The organism is Nonomuraea sp. NPDC048826, from assembly GCF_043198225.1.
In the GTDB taxonomy this organism is placed as follows: domain Bacteria; phylum Actinomycetota; class Actinomycetes; order Streptosporangiales; family Streptosporangiaceae; genus Nonomuraea.
In genome coordinates, this window is the sequence record NZ_JBICUQ010000005.1 from 236,918 (window position 1) to 252,273 (window position 15,356).

13 protein-coding genes are annotated in these 15,356 nt (G+C 71.8%); 9 read left to right on the plus strand and 4 right to left on the minus strand.

Translation table 11 applies throughout. From position 1 onward, the window contains the following. The gene (gene mutM / locus ACGFI7_RS19440; protein WP_393406116.1) at nucleotides 1-846 is read left to right on the plus strand and encodes a bifunctional DNA-formamidopyrimidine glycosylase/DNA-(apurinic or apyrimidinic site) lyase; all 846 of its coding nucleotides are present in this window, start codon (nucleotides 1-3) and stop codon (nucleotides 844-846) included. On the opposite strand, the gene ACGFI7_RS19445 is transcribed toward mutM, so the two are convergent. Beyond that, nucleotides 794-1,972: an MFS transporter gene (locus tag ACGFI7_RS19445; protein ID WP_393406118.1), complete on the minus strand. Its 1,179-nt coding sequence runs from the start codon at nucleotides 1,970-1,972 to the stop codon at nucleotides 794-796. The genes mutM and ACGFI7_RS19445 overlap by 53 nt on opposite strands. Nucleotides 1,973-2,063: 91 nt before the next feature. On the opposite strand from ACGFI7_RS19445, the gene ACGFI7_RS19450 reads away from it, so the two are divergent. The 6 genes from ACGFI7_RS19450 to ACGFI7_RS19475 all read left to right on the plus strand — a co-directional run bounded on the left by ACGFI7_RS19450 (nucleotide 2,064) and on the right by ACGFI7_RS19475 (nucleotide 10,919). Further along, nucleotides 2,064-2,966, plus strand: coding sequence for a LysR family transcriptional regulator (locus ACGFI7_RS19450; RefSeq protein WP_393406120.1), 903 nt, complete (start codon nucleotides 2,064-2,066; stop codon nucleotides 2,964-2,966). A 221-nt stretch (nucleotides 2,967-3,187) separates the two neighbouring features. Continuing rightward, complete coding sequence (locus ACGFI7_RS19455; protein WP_393406122.1) at nucleotides 3,188-3,463, plus strand: acylphosphatase; 276 nt, start codon at nucleotides 3,188-3,190, stop codon at nucleotides 3,461-3,463. 191 nt (nucleotides 3,464-3,654) lie between these two features. Continuing rightward, a complete protein-coding gene (locus ACGFI7_RS19460) occupies nucleotides 3,655-3,849 on the plus strand; it encodes a hypothetical protein (protein ID WP_049556952.1) in 195 nt (64 codons plus the stop codon). A gap of 199 nt (nucleotides 3,850-4,048) precedes the next feature. Then, nucleotides 4,049-7,726, plus strand: a complete 3,678-nt coding sequence (gene smc / locus ACGFI7_RS19465) for a chromosome segregation protein SMC (protein WP_393406124.1) — start codon at nucleotides 4,049-4,051, stop codon at nucleotides 7,724-7,726. A gap of 52 nt (nucleotides 7,727-7,778) precedes the next feature. Next, a complete protein-coding gene (gene ftsY, locus ACGFI7_RS19470) occupies nucleotides 7,779-8,957 on the plus strand; it encodes a signal recognition particle-docking protein FtsY (protein WP_393406126.1) in 1,179 nt (392 codons plus the stop codon). Nucleotides 8,958-9,332: 375 nt separating this feature from the next. Then, on the plus strand, nucleotides 9,333-10,919 hold the full coding sequence (locus ACGFI7_RS19475) for a tetratricopeptide repeat protein (protein ID WP_393406128.1): 1,587 nt from the start codon (nucleotides 9,333-9,335) through the stop codon (nucleotides 10,917-10,919). A 12-nt stretch (nucleotides 10,920-10,931) separates the two neighbouring features. Here ACGFI7_RS19475 and ACGFI7_RS19480 read toward each other — a convergent pair whose 3' ends face one another. Then, nucleotides 10,932-12,005, minus strand: a complete 1,074-nt coding sequence (locus tag ACGFI7_RS19480; protein ID WP_393406130.1) for a PLP-dependent cysteine synthase family protein — start codon at nucleotides 12,003-12,005, stop codon at nucleotides 10,932-10,934. Between the two features lie 246 nt (nucleotides 12,006-12,251). Between ACGFI7_RS19480 and ACGFI7_RS19485 the strand changes: the two genes are divergently transcribed. Further along, nucleotides 12,252-12,836 carry a sigma-70 family RNA polymerase sigma factor gene (locus ACGFI7_RS19485; RefSeq protein WP_393407133.1) on the plus strand — a complete coding sequence of 195 codons (585 nt, stop codon included), beginning with the start codon at nucleotides 12,252-12,254 and terminating at the stop codon, nucleotides 12,834-12,836. 3 nt (nucleotides 12,837-12,839) lie between these two features. Here ACGFI7_RS19485 and ACGFI7_RS19490 read toward each other — a convergent pair whose 3' ends face one another. Continuing rightward, a complete protein-coding gene (locus tag ACGFI7_RS19490; protein WP_393406131.1) occupies nucleotides 12,840-13,784 on the minus strand; it encodes an anti-sigma factor RsbA family regulatory protein in 945 nt (314 codons plus the stop codon). A gap of 27 nt (nucleotides 13,785-13,811) precedes the next feature. Further along, nucleotides 13,812-14,645, minus strand: coding sequence for an EamA family transporter (locus tag ACGFI7_RS19495; RefSeq protein WP_393406133.1), 834 nt, complete (start codon nucleotides 14,643-14,645; stop codon nucleotides 13,812-13,814). A gap of 92 nt (nucleotides 14,646-14,737) precedes the next feature. Between ACGFI7_RS19495 and ACGFI7_RS19500 the strand changes: the two genes are divergently transcribed. Continuing rightward, the gene (locus ACGFI7_RS19500) at nucleotides 14,738-15,313 is read left to right on the plus strand and encodes a helix-turn-helix domain-containing protein (RefSeq protein ID WP_393406135.1); all 576 of its coding nucleotides are present in this window, start codon (nucleotides 14,738-14,740) and stop codon (nucleotides 15,311-15,313) included. Nucleotides 15,314-15,356 lie beyond the last annotated feature (43 nt).

Consider the following 15,356-nt stretch of genomic DNA (forward strand, 5'->3'; position numbering starts at 1 on the left):
TTGCCTGAGCTGCCCGAGGTCGAGGTCGTCCGCCGCGGTCTCCAACAGTGGGTGACCGGGCGGGAGATCGCCTCTGCCGAGGTGCTCCACCCGCGGGCGATCAGGCGTCATCTGCCCGGGGCGTCGGAGCTGACCGCCCGGCTCCAGGACCGCGTCCCGGTCTCGGCCGAGCGGCGCGGCAAGTACCTGTGGCTGCCGCTGTCGGGCCCCGACGAGGCGCTGATGGCGCATCTCGGCATGAGCGGCCAACTGCTCGTCGTGGCGCATGACGCGCCGCAGGAGAAGCATCTGCGGGTACGGATCCGCTTCCATGACGGTGGCCCCGACCTGCGCTTCGTCGACCAGCGGACGTTCGGCCACGTCATGGTCAGCCCGCTGGTCGGCGGCGTGCCCGAGCCGATCGCGCACATCGCGCCCGACCCCTTCGAGAGCGCGTTCGACGACGACCGCTTCGCCGCCGCCCTGCGCAGGAAGCGCACCGAGATCAAGCGGGCGCTGCTCGACCAGTCGCTGATCAGCGGGGTCGGCAACATCTACGCCGACGAGGCGCTCTGGCTGGCCCGTCTCCACTGGGCGCGGCCCACCGGCACGCTGACCCGCCCCAAGATCGCCGAGCTGCTGGCCGCGGTACGCCAGGTCATGGGCGCCGCGCTGCTGCAGGGCGGCACGTCCTTCGACAGCCTGTACGTGAACGTCAACGGGGAGAGCGGCTACTTCGAACGCTCGCTGGAGGTCTACGGCAGGCGCGAGGAGCCCTGTTCACGGTGCGGCACGCCGATCAGGCGTGAGCCCTTCATGAACCGTTCCTCGTACTTCTGCCCCAGATGCCAGCGACGGCCACGCTGACGGCGGCGAGCGCCGCACCCAGCCACATCACCGCGGATACGGAGACCCCGTCGGCCACCCGGCCGCCGGCGAACGCGCCGAGCGCGACGGAGACGTTGAACGCGCAGACGAAGAGCGCGGTGCCGAGCTCACCGCCGCCCGACCGCATGATCCACAGTTGCAGGGTCACGCCCACGCCTCCGTAGCCCAGGCCCCACACCACCAGCGCGACCAGGGGCAGCCCGATCAGCGGCAGCGCCGCGGTGGAGACGGCCATGAGCACGGCCAGCGTGACGAGCACGGCCCTGGGCCCGCCCGCCGCCCGCGCGCCCGCGGCGAAGTTCCCCGCCACGCCCGCGACCCCGTACAGGAGGAGCGCCGCGCCGACGAAGGCGGGGCCCGCGCCCGCGACCTGCTCCAGGAACGGCCGCACGTACGTGTAGGCGGCGAAGTGGCCGGACACGATCAGCACCGTCAGGACGAGGACCACCTTGAGCGGCCGGGAGAGCTTCCTGGAGCCGTCGGCCGGGCCGGACGCGGCGGGCGGTTCGCCGGGCAGCGGCGGGAGCGTCGCGGCCAGCAGGGCGACCAGGGCGAGCGCGGCCACCCCCAGGGCCGCGAACGCCGCTCTCCAGCCCGCGAACGAGGACACGAACGCCGCCGCCGGCACGCCCAGCACCGACGCCACGGCCACGCCCGACAGGATGATCGACGTGGCCCGGCCGACGGACCGGTCCGGCACCAGCCGAGGCCCGAGAGCCGCCGCGAAGGCCCAGAACCCGCCGATGCTCACTCCCGTCAGCACCCGGGCGGCCAGCATGACCAGATAGTCCTGGGCCAGCGCGCCCGCCAGGTTGGCGACCCCCAGCAGGGCCATCAGCGCCGGCAGCGTGACCCGCCGGTCGAGCCGCCGGGCGGTGATCGCCAGCACGGGCGCGGCGACGGCGGCGACCAGGCCGGGCGCGGTCATCATCAGGCCGGCGGTGCCGTCGGACACGTCCATGTCGGACCCGATCGACGTCAACAGGCCGATGGGCAGCATCTCGCTGGTCACGAGGGTGAAGGTGCCCGCCGCCAAGGAGGTCACGGCGAGCCACCGCGCCCGGCGGGCGGCGGTGTCGGAGGTGGGATCAACGGTCGTCGTCATGCGGCTCAGACTCGCCGCGGCCCCGCCCTGGGAACAATGACGAAGCCCGAAGCCTTGGTTGAATCAGGCTAAGCGATCAGCGGAGGACGGGATGGAGTTCAGGGAGCTGGAGTGCTTCGTCGTGCTCAGCGAGGAGCTGCATTTCGCCCGTACGGCGGAGCGTCTCTACGTGTCGCCGGGCCGGGTGAGCCAGCTCATGCGTTCGCTGGAGAGCCGGATCGGCGCCAGGCTGTTCCACCGGACCAGCAGGCGGGTGCGGCTCACGCCGCTCGGCGAGCGTTTCCTGACCGACCTGCGGCCCGCCTACGACGGGCTGACGAGCGCGGTGGGCCGGGCGAAGGCGGCCGCCCGCGAGGTCACCGGCGTGCTCAGGGTGGGTTTCCTGGCCACTCCCACGGATGTCGTCACGGGCAGCGTGCGGGCTTTCGAGAGCTGCCATCCCGGGTGCGAGGTCGAGCTGGTGGAGCTCCCGCTCTCCGACCCGTTCGGGAAGCTGCGCGAGGGGCGGGTCGATCTGGCGTTCACGCTGCTGCCGGTGGACGAGCCGGACCTGGCCACGGGCCCGGGCCTGAACCGGGTCTCCTACGAGCTCGGCGTGTCCGTCCGTCATCCGTGGGCGGGGCGGGCCGTGATCGACGCCGAGGAGCTGGCCGGCATCCGCCTGATCGGGCTCGACGGCCCCGCGCCCCGGGCCTGGCTAGAGCGGATCACGCCGTCCCTGACCCCGCGCGGGCGGGTGATCCCCAGGGCGGGTGCGGTGTCCACCGGTCAGGAGGGGTTGACGCAGGTGGCGCTCGGCCGGGGTGGCATGCTGTTCTGCGCGCCGACGGCCGCTCACCACCGGCGTCCCGACGTGAGCTTCGTGCCCGTCAGAGGGCTGCCTCCGTCGATTCTCGGGCTGGCCTGGGTCAAGGAGGCGGAAACAGCGGCGATCCGGGCGTTCGGCGCCGCGGCGGCCGGGCAAGCGGCGGTGGCCGGGCCGATGGTGGCTTGACGGTCCCGAGCGGGAGTGGCCGGGTCGATGCTGGCCTGACGGTCCCGAGCGGGAGTGGCCGGGCCGATGCTGGCCTGACGGTCCCGAGCGGGAGTGGCCGGGCCGATGCTGGCCCCACGGTCCGGTGCGAGGGTTGCCGAGTCGGTATGGCTTGACGGCCAGGCGTGGGAGGAGCCGTGGGTGACGCGGCTGAGGACACTGGTGGAGACACAGCGGGTGACATGGACGACGTGCGGCTGACGGCCTGGGTGCGCGGGCGGGTGCAGGGGGTCGGGTTCCGGTGGTGGACCAGGGCCAGGGCGCTGGAGCTCGGCCTGGTGGGCTGGGCCAGGAACACCGACGACGGCCGGGTGGAATTGGTGGCCGAAGGACCCCGGGAGGTCTGCGTCAAGCTCCTGGACCTGCTCAGAGGTTGCGACACGCCGGGCAGAGTCGATGGAGTAGTGGAACGCTGGAGCGAACCCCGAGGTAGTTTGGGTGGTTTTGTGGAGAGGTAGGCGCTTTCGTTGAACCGTGCAAATAGGGTATAGTTATATGTCGGGAGTGCCTGCCGGTGGGCTTCGACAAGTGCTTCGACTTGACCGCCCACACTGCCGGTGCGACTCTTGTTAGGTACCACGCGCACCCCTCCCGCGGAATAAGAAGTGCGCGAACCAGTCTGGTCACTCAGCGTGGAGGACCCTTTACCATGGCGAAGGCTCTACTCGGCCACGTCGGCGGTCCTGACCCTCGTATGGTCTCGGAAATGCGCCGCTTGCAGCAGCGCATCCGCGACCTGGAGGCAGAACTCATCCGACTCCAGGCCCAGAATGACGCTCTTGCGGCGCAAACCCGCGACGAGGCAATCAGCCGTATGCAAGAGCGCGAGCCGGCACTCACCTGAGAGTGATCGGAGCGCAAGATCTAGGGACGTCTCGAAGAGGCGTCCCTTGTTATTTGTCATTCGAGACAATGTTCTGATACGAGACAGTTTCGTACCTTCTCGACAGGGTTCCGGCTGGTCCCGACTGCGCCCGCAAGCGACGGGCAGTCGGGACCAGTAGTCTTTCCCGGAGTCCGTCCAGGGAGAAGGGGGTCCGCGGTTGTACCTGAAGACCCTCACCCTGCGCGGCTTCAAATCCTTCGCCTCGGCGACCGCCCTCCGGTTCGAGCCCGGCATCACCTGCGTGGTCGGCCCCAACGGCTCCGGCAAGTCCAACGTCGTCGACGCCCTCGCCTGGGTCATGGGCGAGCACAGCGCCAAGTCCCTGCGCGGCGGCAAGATGGAGGACGTCATCTTCGCCGGCACCTCGTCCAGGCCGCCGCTCGGCCGGGCCGAGGTCACGCTGACCATCGACAACACCGACGGCGCGCTGCCCATCGACTACACCGAGGTGACGATCAGCCGGCTGATGTTCCGGTCGGGGCAGAGCGAGTACGCGATCAACGGCGACACCTGCCGCCTGCTCGACATCCAGGAGCTGCTGTCCGACTCCGGCATCGGCCGCGAGATGCACGTGATCGTCGGCCAGGGCCAGCTCGACGCCGTGCTGCACGCCGGCCCCGAGGACCGGCGGGCCTTCATCGAAGAGGCCGCGGGCGTGCTCAAGCATCGCAAGCGCAAGGAGAAGGCGCTGCGCAAGCTCGACGCGATGCAGGCCAACCTGACCCGCGTGCAGGACCTCGCGACCGAGCTGCGCCGCCAGCTCAAGCCCCTGGGCCGCCAGGCGGAGATCGCCCGCAAGGCCGCGGTGATCCAGGCCGACCTGCGCGACGCGCGGCTGCGGCTGCTCGCCGACGACGTGTGCATTCTCCGCGTCAGGCTGGAGCGCGAGGCCGCCGACGAGGCCGCGGTGCTCTCCAGGCGCTCCCAGGTGGAGGCCGCACTCGCCGAGGCCCAGCAGCGCGAGACCGCGCTCGACGCGGCCGAGGCCGAGGCCCAGCCGCGCCTGGCCGCGGCCCAGGAGACCTACTTCCGGCTGTCCTCCCTGCGCGAGCGCATCTCCGGCCTGGAGCAGCTCGCCGCCGAGCGCCACCGCCACGCGCTCGACGCCGCCGCCATCGAGCGCCGCGGCCGTGACCCGGAAGACCTCGAACGCGAGGCGGCCGAGGTCCGTGAGCGCGAGCTGATCCTGCGCGCCGAGCTGGAGCAGGCCCAGGAGCTGCTGGAAGACGCCGTGCGACGGCGCGCCGAGTCCGAGTCCGAGCTCGCCGCCGAGGAGCGACGCCTGGCGATGGCCGCCAGGGCCGCCGCCGACCGCCGCGAGGGCCTGGCCAAACTGCGCGGCCAGGTCGACTCCGTACGGAGCCGGGCTCGCGCGGCCGAGGAGGAGATCGGGCGGCTGGAGCGGTCGGTGGCCGAGGCCGCGGAGCGTGAGCGGCTGGCCCGCGAGGAGCTGGAGGAGCAGCGGCTGGAGCAGCCGGAGATCGATCCGGCGCTGACCGCGGAGCTGGCCGAGGCCCAGGCGCGGGTCGAGGAGGCCAGGGCGGCGGTCGAGGAGGCCCGCGCCGCGGTCGAGGAGGCCAAGGGGGCGCTGGAGGTCCCGCGCGCCGCTCTCCAGGCCGCCCGGGCGGGCGTCGGCGCGGCCAGGTCCGCCGACCAGGAGGCGCAGCAGGCGGTGGCCGCGCTGCGCGCCCGGCGCGACGCGCTGGAGCTGGGCCTGGCCAAGGGCGACGGGGGTGCGGCCCTGCTGGAGACCGACCTGGCGGGCGTTCTCGGCCCCCTGGCGGCGGTCATGCAGGTCACGCCCGGGGCGGAGCTCGCCGTCGCGGCGGCGCTCGGGCCCGTGGCCGAGTCCATCGCCGTCAAGTCGGTCACCACCGCCGTCGAGGCGCTGGAGCTGTTGCGCGTCAAGGAGGCGGGCCAGGCCACCCTCCTGGTGGCCGCCGGCGCGGGAAGTCCGGACGCGATGGGGGAGCCGCCGGCCGGCGGGCGGTGGGCGGCCCGGCTGGTGAACGTTCCCGACCACCTGCGTGCGGTGCTCGACCGGGTGCTGGCCGGAGTCGTGGTCGTGGGCGACCTGGAGACCGCGAGCCAGGTGGTGCTGGAGCATCCCGGGCTGCGGGCCGTCACGACGGGCGGCGACCTGGTGGGGGCGCACGTCGCCGCCGGCGGGTCCGAGGGCGGCACGTCCGTGCTGCAGGTGCGGGCCGCGCTCGACGACGCCGTCGCCGATCTGGAGGACGCCGAGACGCGCGCCGAGCAGACCGCCGCCGGGCTGGACGCGGCGATCGAGGCCGAGCACGCGGCGCAGGCGGCGCTGGAGGCCGCGCAGGCCGGGGTGAGCGAGGCGCAGAGCGCCGTCGGCGCAGCTCAGAGCCAGGCCGACGCGGCCCGGGCGGAGCTCGACCGGGTCAGGGCCCGCCAGCGGGAGGCCGACCAGGCCACCGCCGCGGTCGCCAGGCGGCTGGCCCAGCTGGAGGCCGCCGCCGAGGCCGCCCGCGACGAGGCCGAGCGCCTCGCCAGGAGCGTCACGGCCGCCCAGGAGGCCCGCGCCGAGGGCCTGTCGGAGCTGGCCGAGCTGGAGATCCGGCTGGCCGAGGCCGAATACGCCCAGGAGCTGGAGAGCGAGCCGACCACCGAACGGCGCGACGAGCTGGCCACCGTGTCCGAGACCGCCCGCCGGCGCGAGATGGAGACCCGGCTGCAGGTCCGCACCGCCGAGGAACGCGTCAAGGGCATCGAGGGCCGGGCCGACGGCCTGATGCGGGCGGCGCAGCGAGAGCGCCAGGAGCGCGCTCAGGCGGCCGCTCAGCGCGCCAGGAGACGCAAGCAGGCCGAGGTGGCCCAGACCGTGAGCGAGGGCGCCAGGAAGGTTCTGACGGCGCTGTCGGCCTCGATCGAGCTGGCCGCCCGCGAGCGCGACGAGGCCGACCGGGCCAGGGTGGCCGTCGACGCCGAGCTGAAGCAGGTGCGCCTGCACGTCCGCGAGCTGGGCCAGGAGCTCGACAAGCTGGTCAACCGCGTGCACGGCAACGAGGTGGCCCGCACCGAGCAGCGGATGCGCCTGGAGCAGCTGGAGCGGCGGGCGATGGACGAGTTCGGGGTGGAGGCGGAGGCCCTGGTCGTCGAGTACGGTCCCGAAGCGCCGGTGCCCGGTGACCCGCCCGTCCCGTACGTGCGCGAGGAGCAGGAGAAGCGGGCCCGCGTCGCCGAGCGGCAGATGAACCAGCTCGGCAAGGTCAACCCGCTGGCCCTGGAGGAGTTCGCGGCGCTGGAGGAGCGGCACGCCTTCCTCAACTCCCAGCTCGAAGACCTGAAGAAGACCCGCCGCGACCTGCTGACCGTGGTCAAGGAGGTCGACGAGCGGGTGGAGCGGATGTTCGCCTCCGCCTACGAGGACGTGGCGCGCGAGTTCGAGCAGATCTTCACCCGGGTGTTCCCCGGCGGCGAGGGGCGGCTGGTGCTGACCGCGCCCGACGACATGCTGACCACCGGCATCGAGGTCGAGGCCAGGCCGCCGGGCAAGAAGGTCAAGCGGCTGTCGCTGCTGTCGGGCGGCGAGCGGTCGCTCACGGCGGTGGCGTTCCTGATCTCGATCTTCAAGGCGCGGCCGTCGCCGTTCTACGTGATGGACGAGGTCGAGGCCGCGCTCGACGACACCAACACGCAGCGCCTGCTGACGCTCTTCGAGGAGCTGCGGCAGAGCTCCCAGCTGATCGTCATCACGCACAACAAGCGCACGATGGAGATCGCCGACGCCCTCTACGGCGTGTCGATGCGCGGTGACGGGGTGACACAGGTGGTCAGTCAGCGGTTGCGGGAGCGAGAGCTCGCCTGATCGGCGCGCCCTTGGTCCTGACCATGCCGGTCCATCTGGAAAACTGACCCTTGTGGATGGTTACCTCGGCGTGATCGTGATCGTGGTCCTTGTCGCCCTCATCGCGGCAGGTGGCCTGTTCCTCCTCTTCCGCCCGGGAGGCAAGGCGGCTCCGCCGCCGCCCCCGCAGGCGCCTCCCCTCCCCGAGGAGGAGGAGAAGCGGCCGCCGGCCGCGGCGGACGAAGGCGCGACCACGACGATCCCGCCGCCGGCCAAGCCCGTCGAGCCCGCCGAGCCCATGGTCAAGGCCCCCGAGGTGGAGGTCCCGCCGCCGTCGGCCGGCCGGATGGTGCGGCTGCGCTCGCGGCTGGCCAAGTCGCAGAGCGCGCTCGGCCGCGGCCTGCTGGAGCTGTTGTCCCGTGACCGCCTCGACGACGAGGTGTGGGACGAGATCGAGGAGCGGCTGATCACGGCCGACGTCGGCGTCGCGCCGACCCGGGCCATGGTCGAGGAGCTGCAGACGAAGGTCAAGGTGCTCGGCAGCCGCTCTCCCGAGGAGGTCCGCGCGCTGCTCCGCGAGCAGCTGCTCATCCAGGTCAACCCCGACCTCGACCGCACCCTCCACGTCGCCAAGCACGGCGAGCGGCCGGCGGTGGTGCTGGTCGTCGGCGTCAACGGCACCGGCAAGACCACCACCACCGGCAAGCTGGCCCGTTCGCTGATCGGCGACGGCAAGAAGGTCGTGCTGGGCGCCGCCGACACCTTCCGCGCCGCCGCCGCCGACCAGTTGCAGACCTGGGGCGACCGGGTGGGCGCCGACGTGGTGCGCGGCCCCGAGGGCGGCGACCCCGCCTCGGTGGCGTTCGACGCGACCGCCAGGGGCATGGCGGAGAAGGTCGACGTGGTGATCGTCGACACGGCCGGCCGCCTGCACACCAAGACCGGGCTGATGGACGAGCTGGGCAAGGTCAAGCGGGTCATCGAGAAGAAGGCCACCGTCGACGAGGTGCTGCTCGTCCTCGACGCCACCACGGGCCAGAACGGCATGCGCCAGGCCCAGGTGTTCGCCGAGGTGGTCAACATCACCGGCATCGCGCTGACCAAGCTCGACGGCACCGCCAAGGGCGGCATCGTGATCTCCGTGCAGCGGGAGCTGGGCGTTCCGGTCAAGCTGGTGGGGCTCGGCGAGGGGCCGGACGATCTGGCGCCGTTCGATCCAGAAGTGTTCGTGGATGCCATCCTGGGCGACTAAATAGTCACTAATCCGGAAATAATCCTTTTCATGCGAGCCCTTGTCGTTTGATGGATGCCGTGCTGATATTGGACGGTCTGTCTGTCATTGATCTGAAAGGGCGAACATGAAGAAGGTCGTGGTCCACAAGCCCGGGACCGTCAAATTGGCCGGGGCGGCGACGCCTAAGCACGCCGCCTGACCTCCTCATGGCAGAGGGTGCGGCGCTAGCGGATGGGGGCGCCGCCCCACCCCTTTTCTCCGGAATCCTGTTAGTCGCTTCATGATTCCGGTCAATTCTTCGCGCCAAGGGGAGCGACGCTTCTGAGACGGATCACTTTTGACGCTCATCGCGGTCTCCGGGGGCCTTACACGTTCGGGGCCGCATTCCTGGACGTGCTCGTGCCCGAGGCGGGCGACGAGCTGGTCGCCGCGTACGACATCGAGATCAGGGCCGTGGCGCCCGGGCTCGGTGACCGGGTGCCGGCTCGGCGGGTGCCGCTGGCCGACCGGCTGCCGCAGCACGAGCGCATCCTGGTGCCGGCGCCGCTGCGCACGCTGCGGCTGGCGAACGGGCTGGCGGAGTTCGTCCGCGGTCATCTGGCGGCGGCCGGGCCGCTGGCGCTGCGGGTGACCAACACGGCCCACGCCGACCCCACCGACCTGCAACTGCTGGACGTGCTCGAACGGCGGGTGCCGGAGCTGGAGATCGTCCGCGAGCCGTCGGGGCCGCCGCGTCCGGCTCCCTCGTACACGCTCGGGCCCGAGCTGGACCGTTACCGCAACGAGGGCTTCCACCACGCGATGGCCGAGGCGGGGGAGGCGCTGCTGCCCACGCTGCCGGAAGGCGGCGAGGAGTGGTGGACGCTCGCGCACCGGACCGCCACCGCGCTGGCCGCGCTCGACCGCGAGGACGAGGCGCGCGAGCTGCTCGACCGGGGCCGACGGGCGAGCACCGATCCCAAGAACCTCGCGACCGCCGCGTACGCGACCGCGATGCTGCTGGTCAGGCACCACGACCCCGGCAGGCGGGACCCGCACGAGGCGCTGGCCTGGATCAACCAGGCGGTCGCGCTGACCTCCCTGCTGCCCGACCGGCGCGAGCGGGCGTTCCACCTGAGCTTCGACCTGAACGGCAAGGCGCTCGTGCAGGTTCGCCTGGGCCGCGCCGAGGAGGCCATGCGGCTCGTCCAGGAGGCCGTCGACCTGGCCGAGCGCGACCTCGCGCCGCACCAGCCGATCCACCGGCTGGTGCTGCGGGCCAACCGGGCGCAACTGCTGGCCATGCGCGGCGACCTGGAGGCGGCGCTGGCCGACCTGGACGCCGCCGTCGCCGCCGACCCGGGCTACCCCGACTACTACGTGGACCGGGGCAACCTGCTGTATCGGCTGGGCCGTCCGGACGAGGCGGAGGCCGACTACGAGAGCGCCATGCGGGCCGGGCCGCCCTTCCCCGAGCCGTACTACAACCGCTCCGAGGTCCGGTACGCGCGCGGCGACGCGGCGGGCGCGCTGGCCGACCTCGACCACGCGATCGAGCTGGACCCCGACTTCTCCGACGCGTACGTGAACCGGGCCGGGCTGCTGGTGGCCCTGGACGAGCTCGACCGGGCCGAGGCGGACGTCGGGCGCGATCCCGGCAACCCGTTCCTGCTCAGCGTCCGGGGCCAGATCGAGGCGGCGCGGGGCGACCTGGTCGAGGCGCGTAAGGCGTTCGACTCGGCGCTGGAGCGGGCCCCTGATCTGGCGGCGGCCTGGGCCGGGCGGGGGGCGCTGGCGTTCGAGGAGGGCGACGCGCACGCGGCGGTGGCCGACCTGACCCGGGCGATCGAGCTCCAGGACGGGGCCGAGGTGCGCTTCAACCGGGCGTACGCGCTGCGCTCGCTCGGTGAGGTGGCGGCGGCGCGGGCGGACCTGCTGCGGGCGGCCGCCCTGGCCCCCGGCGACGACCAGATCCGCGAGGCCCTGGCCGACCTGACGTAGCGCTAGGACGCGCTAGGACGGCAGGAAGGCGCGCAGGTCGGCGAGGTGGGGCTCGATGTCGAGGCCCTGGCCGGCCAGCCAGGCGGGGTTGCCGTAGGTGCCGCGGTAGCGGTCGCCGCTGTCGCAGATCAGGGTGACCACGCTGCCGCGCGCCCCGGACTCGCGCATCTCCTTGATCAGCTCCACGCACGCGGCGACGTTGGTGCCGGTCGAGCCGCCCACGTCGCGGCCGGTGACCTCGCGCACCCAGTGCATGGCGGCGATCGAGCGGGCGTCGGGCACCGAGATCATCCGGTCGATCACCGTCGGCAGGAACGACGGCTCGACCCGGGGACGGCCGATGCCCTCGATGCGCGAGCCCGGCGCGGTGACCTCGGGGTCGCCGGACACCCAGCCGGGGTAGAAGGCCGAGCCCTCCACATCGGCGACGGCCAGCCGGGTGGCGTAGCGGCGGTAACGGATGTAGCGGCCGATGGTCGCGCTGGTGCCGCCGGTGCCGGCGCCGACGACGATCCAGGTGGGCTCGGGGTGCGGCTCCAGGAGCATCTGGTCGAAGATCGACTCGGCGATGTTGTTGTTGCCCCGCCAGTCGGTCGCCCGCTCGGCGTAGGTGAACTGGTCCATGAAGTGGCCGCCCGTCTCGGCCGCGAGCCGCCGGGACTCCTCGTAGATCGCGCCCGGGTCGGCGACCAGATGGCACTTGCCGCCGTAGAACTCGATCAGGTGGATCTTCTCCGGTGACGTGGCGGCCGGCATGACCGCGATGAACGGCAGCCCGAGCAGCCGGGCGAAGTACGCCTCGCTCACCGCGGTGGATCCGCTGGACGCCTCCACGATCGTGGTCGTGGGGCCGATCCAGCCGTTGGCCAGGCCGTACAGGAAAAGAGAACGAGCGAGCCGGTGCTTGAGTGAACCGGTGGGGTGCACTGACTCGTCTTTCAGGTAGAGGTTTACCTCCCACTCCGAGGGCAGCGGAAAAACGTGCAGGTGCGTATCACAACTCCGGTTGGCGTCGGCCTCCACCTTGTGGACGGCCTCAGCCACCCATCGGCGTGTCGCCGGAGCATGCCGGTCCACGAAATCCATGGTCCATACGCTATCTCATGTGATTCATGCCACTCTTTCCGCAAGATTGAGGAGATAGTGTTATGATTACGAAACTTGTCCTGCCGTGGACGTGATGCCGCACGCCGCGAGCTCCGGGACTGTTCACCTCTCTGACCAGCGCGGAACCCCTAACGCCGCCCTTACGCGGGGCCTGCGACGATGGAACCGCTGTCAGCCGGCTGGTGCCGAACGGGGGATAGCGCAAGGGGGAATGACTTGATCACTATGACCGAAGAGCAGCGTCAAGACTGGTTCGAGCGCGATGTCGTGCCTGTGACGTCGCAGCTGTTCGCCTCGGCCATGCGTCTGACCCGCAACACCGCTGACGCTGAGGACCTCGTGCAGGAGACCGTGGCCAAGGCCTACACCTCCTACCACCAGTTCCGCGAGGGCACCAATCTCAAGGCCTGGCTGCATCGGATCCTGACCAACAACTTCATCAACGACTACCGCAAGAAGCAGCGCTCGCCCAAGCTGTCGGCCGCCGAGGACGTCGAGGACTGGCAGCTGCACGCCGCCGAGTCCCACACCTCGACCGGGCTGCGCTCGGCCGAGACCGAGGCGCTCGACCAGCTGCCCGACAGCGTGGTGATGAACGCGCTGCGCTCGCTGCCCGAGGACTTCCGGGTGGCGGTCTACCTGGCGGACGTCGAGGGGTTCGCCTACAAGGAGATCGCCGAGCGGATGGGCACGCCCATCGGCACCGTCATGTCCCGTCTGCACCGGGGGCGCAGGCAGCTGCGGGGGATGCTGGAGGAGTACGCCCGCGAGGAGGGCGCCCTGCGGGAGGCCGCGCCGAGCGCCGCCTGACCGCTAGCTCCGCAGCCTCATGTGCAGGCGCACGCGGACCAGCTCGCCTTCCGAACGCAGCTCCACGAGGTCGCAGAGCTGCCTGCTGATCCAGAGCCCGTATCCCCGCTGGGATTCGGGCTCCGGTGGTATGTAGCCGGGGAGCGGCTCCTCCAGCGGGCCGCCCGAGTCGGTGATCTCGCACACCAGACCGCCGCCGGTGCGCCACATCCGCACCAGCCCGTGGCCCGCCCCGTGCTCGATGCTGTTGGCGGCGATCTCCGACACGCTCAGCACCAGCGAGGTGACGAGCTCGTCCTCCATCCCCCAGGCGCCCGCCTGCCGGGCCACCGCGCCCCTGAGCTCCTTGAGCAGCCGGGCGTCGAACGGGATGCCGATCACCTCGCCCGAGGGCTCGGGCAGCGGCGCCGTGTCGCCGTTGAGTATCAGGTCGTCGGGGTGGACGTACTCCTGGCTCGGCTCGACGCCGCCGGGGCCGAACATCAGCGGATGGGTCATGGCCACGTGGCGCAGCACGTGCCCGGGGGTCGCGCGTACGTCGTAGAAGCAGAGCACGCCGGCGGTGAGGCCGGCCAGCGCGGTGTTGATCACGGACTCGTAGCGGATCCACTCGCGCACGCCGATCTCGTCGCGGCCCGTCCACGGCGGCTCGCCGATCAGCAGCGTGCGCCTGCCACGCGCGTATTCGTGCACGGTGGCCAGCGTGCGCTGCGGATGGCCGTACCAGGCCGTCCGGTCGCGCAGGTCGACCCGCCGGCTGTCGTCGCCGAGCGCCTCGGCGAGCAGGGCTCCCTTGGTCCGGCAGGTGACCACCAGGACCCGCCTGCCCTCGGTGAGCGCGTGCCGGACGCGGGGCACGGCCAGGTCCAGGAAACCCTCATCGGAGCCGTACGGCACTCCCACGTGCTCGAACGGCCCGCCGCTTCGAGGTGCCCGGCCAGGGCGCACGGGCGAAACGTAACAATTGCTCGCATACTAAGCAACGGCTATGAGCGCGACCGCACCCAGCGCGCATACCACGCCGGTGAGCTGGATCGCGTGCAGCCGCTCCCCGAGCACCTTCCTGGCCAGCAGGAGCGTGCTCGCCGGATAGAGCGAGACCAGCACGGCGACCAGGCTCAGCATGCCCTGGCGCTGGGCCAGCAGGTAGAGCACGTTGGCGGCCATGTCGAGGACCCCGGCGGCGGCGATCACCCGCAGCGAGCCGGACACCGGCCGCAGCGTGCGCCGGGTGGCCAGCGCGAGCAGGAGCACCAGGCCGATGGACGAGATCCGGGCGCCGGCCAGCGGCCAGAGCCCGGTGTCCGGCGAGGCCATGGAGAGTAGGACGAAGAAGCCGCCGAAACCCGCTCCGGCGGCCAGCGCGGTGAACACCGCGGCCTTCGACCCGCCGCCGCCCCCGGACCGGTCCTGGCTGATGAGCAGCACCGCGCCCAGCCCCAGCGCCACCCCGAGCAGCGCCATGGGCTCGGGCCGCTCGCCCTGCAGGAGCCCGAACCCGACCGGCAGCGCGGCGGAGGTGACCGCGGTCGTCGGCGCGACCACGGACATCACGCCGGTGGCCAGCGACCGGTAGAACAGCACCAGGCCGACGGCGCCCGACAGCCCGGCGCCGAGCCCCCACAGCATCGACCCGGCCTGGAAGGCGCCGGGCAGCACGGGCAGCAGGGCGAGGATGAACGCGAGCCCGGCCAGCTGCGAGAGCGCGACCACGGCGAGCACCCGCGATCGTCGGGTGGCCAGGCCGCCGAAGAAGTCGGCCGTGCCGTACACCACCGCGCAGGCGGTCGCCAGGATCACCGCGGTCACGTGTCACCTCTCCCGTAGTTCACTCCATTGCACTCCTAGTACAACATGAAGGGTGCAATGGAGTGCAACTGCTTTCCACTACACTGCACCGCGTGGAAGATCCCGAGCTGATCACCCAGGCCATCGCCAGCAACGTGCGGGCCCAGCGGGCCCATCGCGGGCTCACGCTGGACGCGCTGGCCGCCCGCTCGGGCGTCAGCCGGGGCATGCTCGTCCAGGTCGAGCAGGGCAGGACCAACCCGAGCGTGTCCACGCTCACCCGGATCGCCTCCGCCCTGGGCGTGACCGTGGCCCGGCTGGTCGAGGTCGGCGACGTGCCGGTGGTCAGGATCGTCGACCAGGCCGACGTGGTCACCTTCGACCAGGGCGACGTGCAGGCCAGGCTCCTGGTCGGCGCCGACTCGCCGACGATCATCGAGCTGTGGGACTGGCGGATGGCCCCCGGCGGGCACCACGACGGCGACCCGCACCCGGCCGGCACCAGGGAGATGCTGACCGTACTCGAAGGTGAGCTGACCCTCACCGTTTACGGCAAGAGCCACTTGATCCACGCCGGCGACGCCGTGCTCTTCACCGCCGACAGAGCCCACCGCTACGCCAACGAAGGCACCGAGGACCTGCGGCTCATCATGGTCGTGGCGGAGCCGCGCGAGGTGGCCGACCAATAACGCCGAATGCCCTCCTGATCACCGGGCGGAGTTTCATGATTAC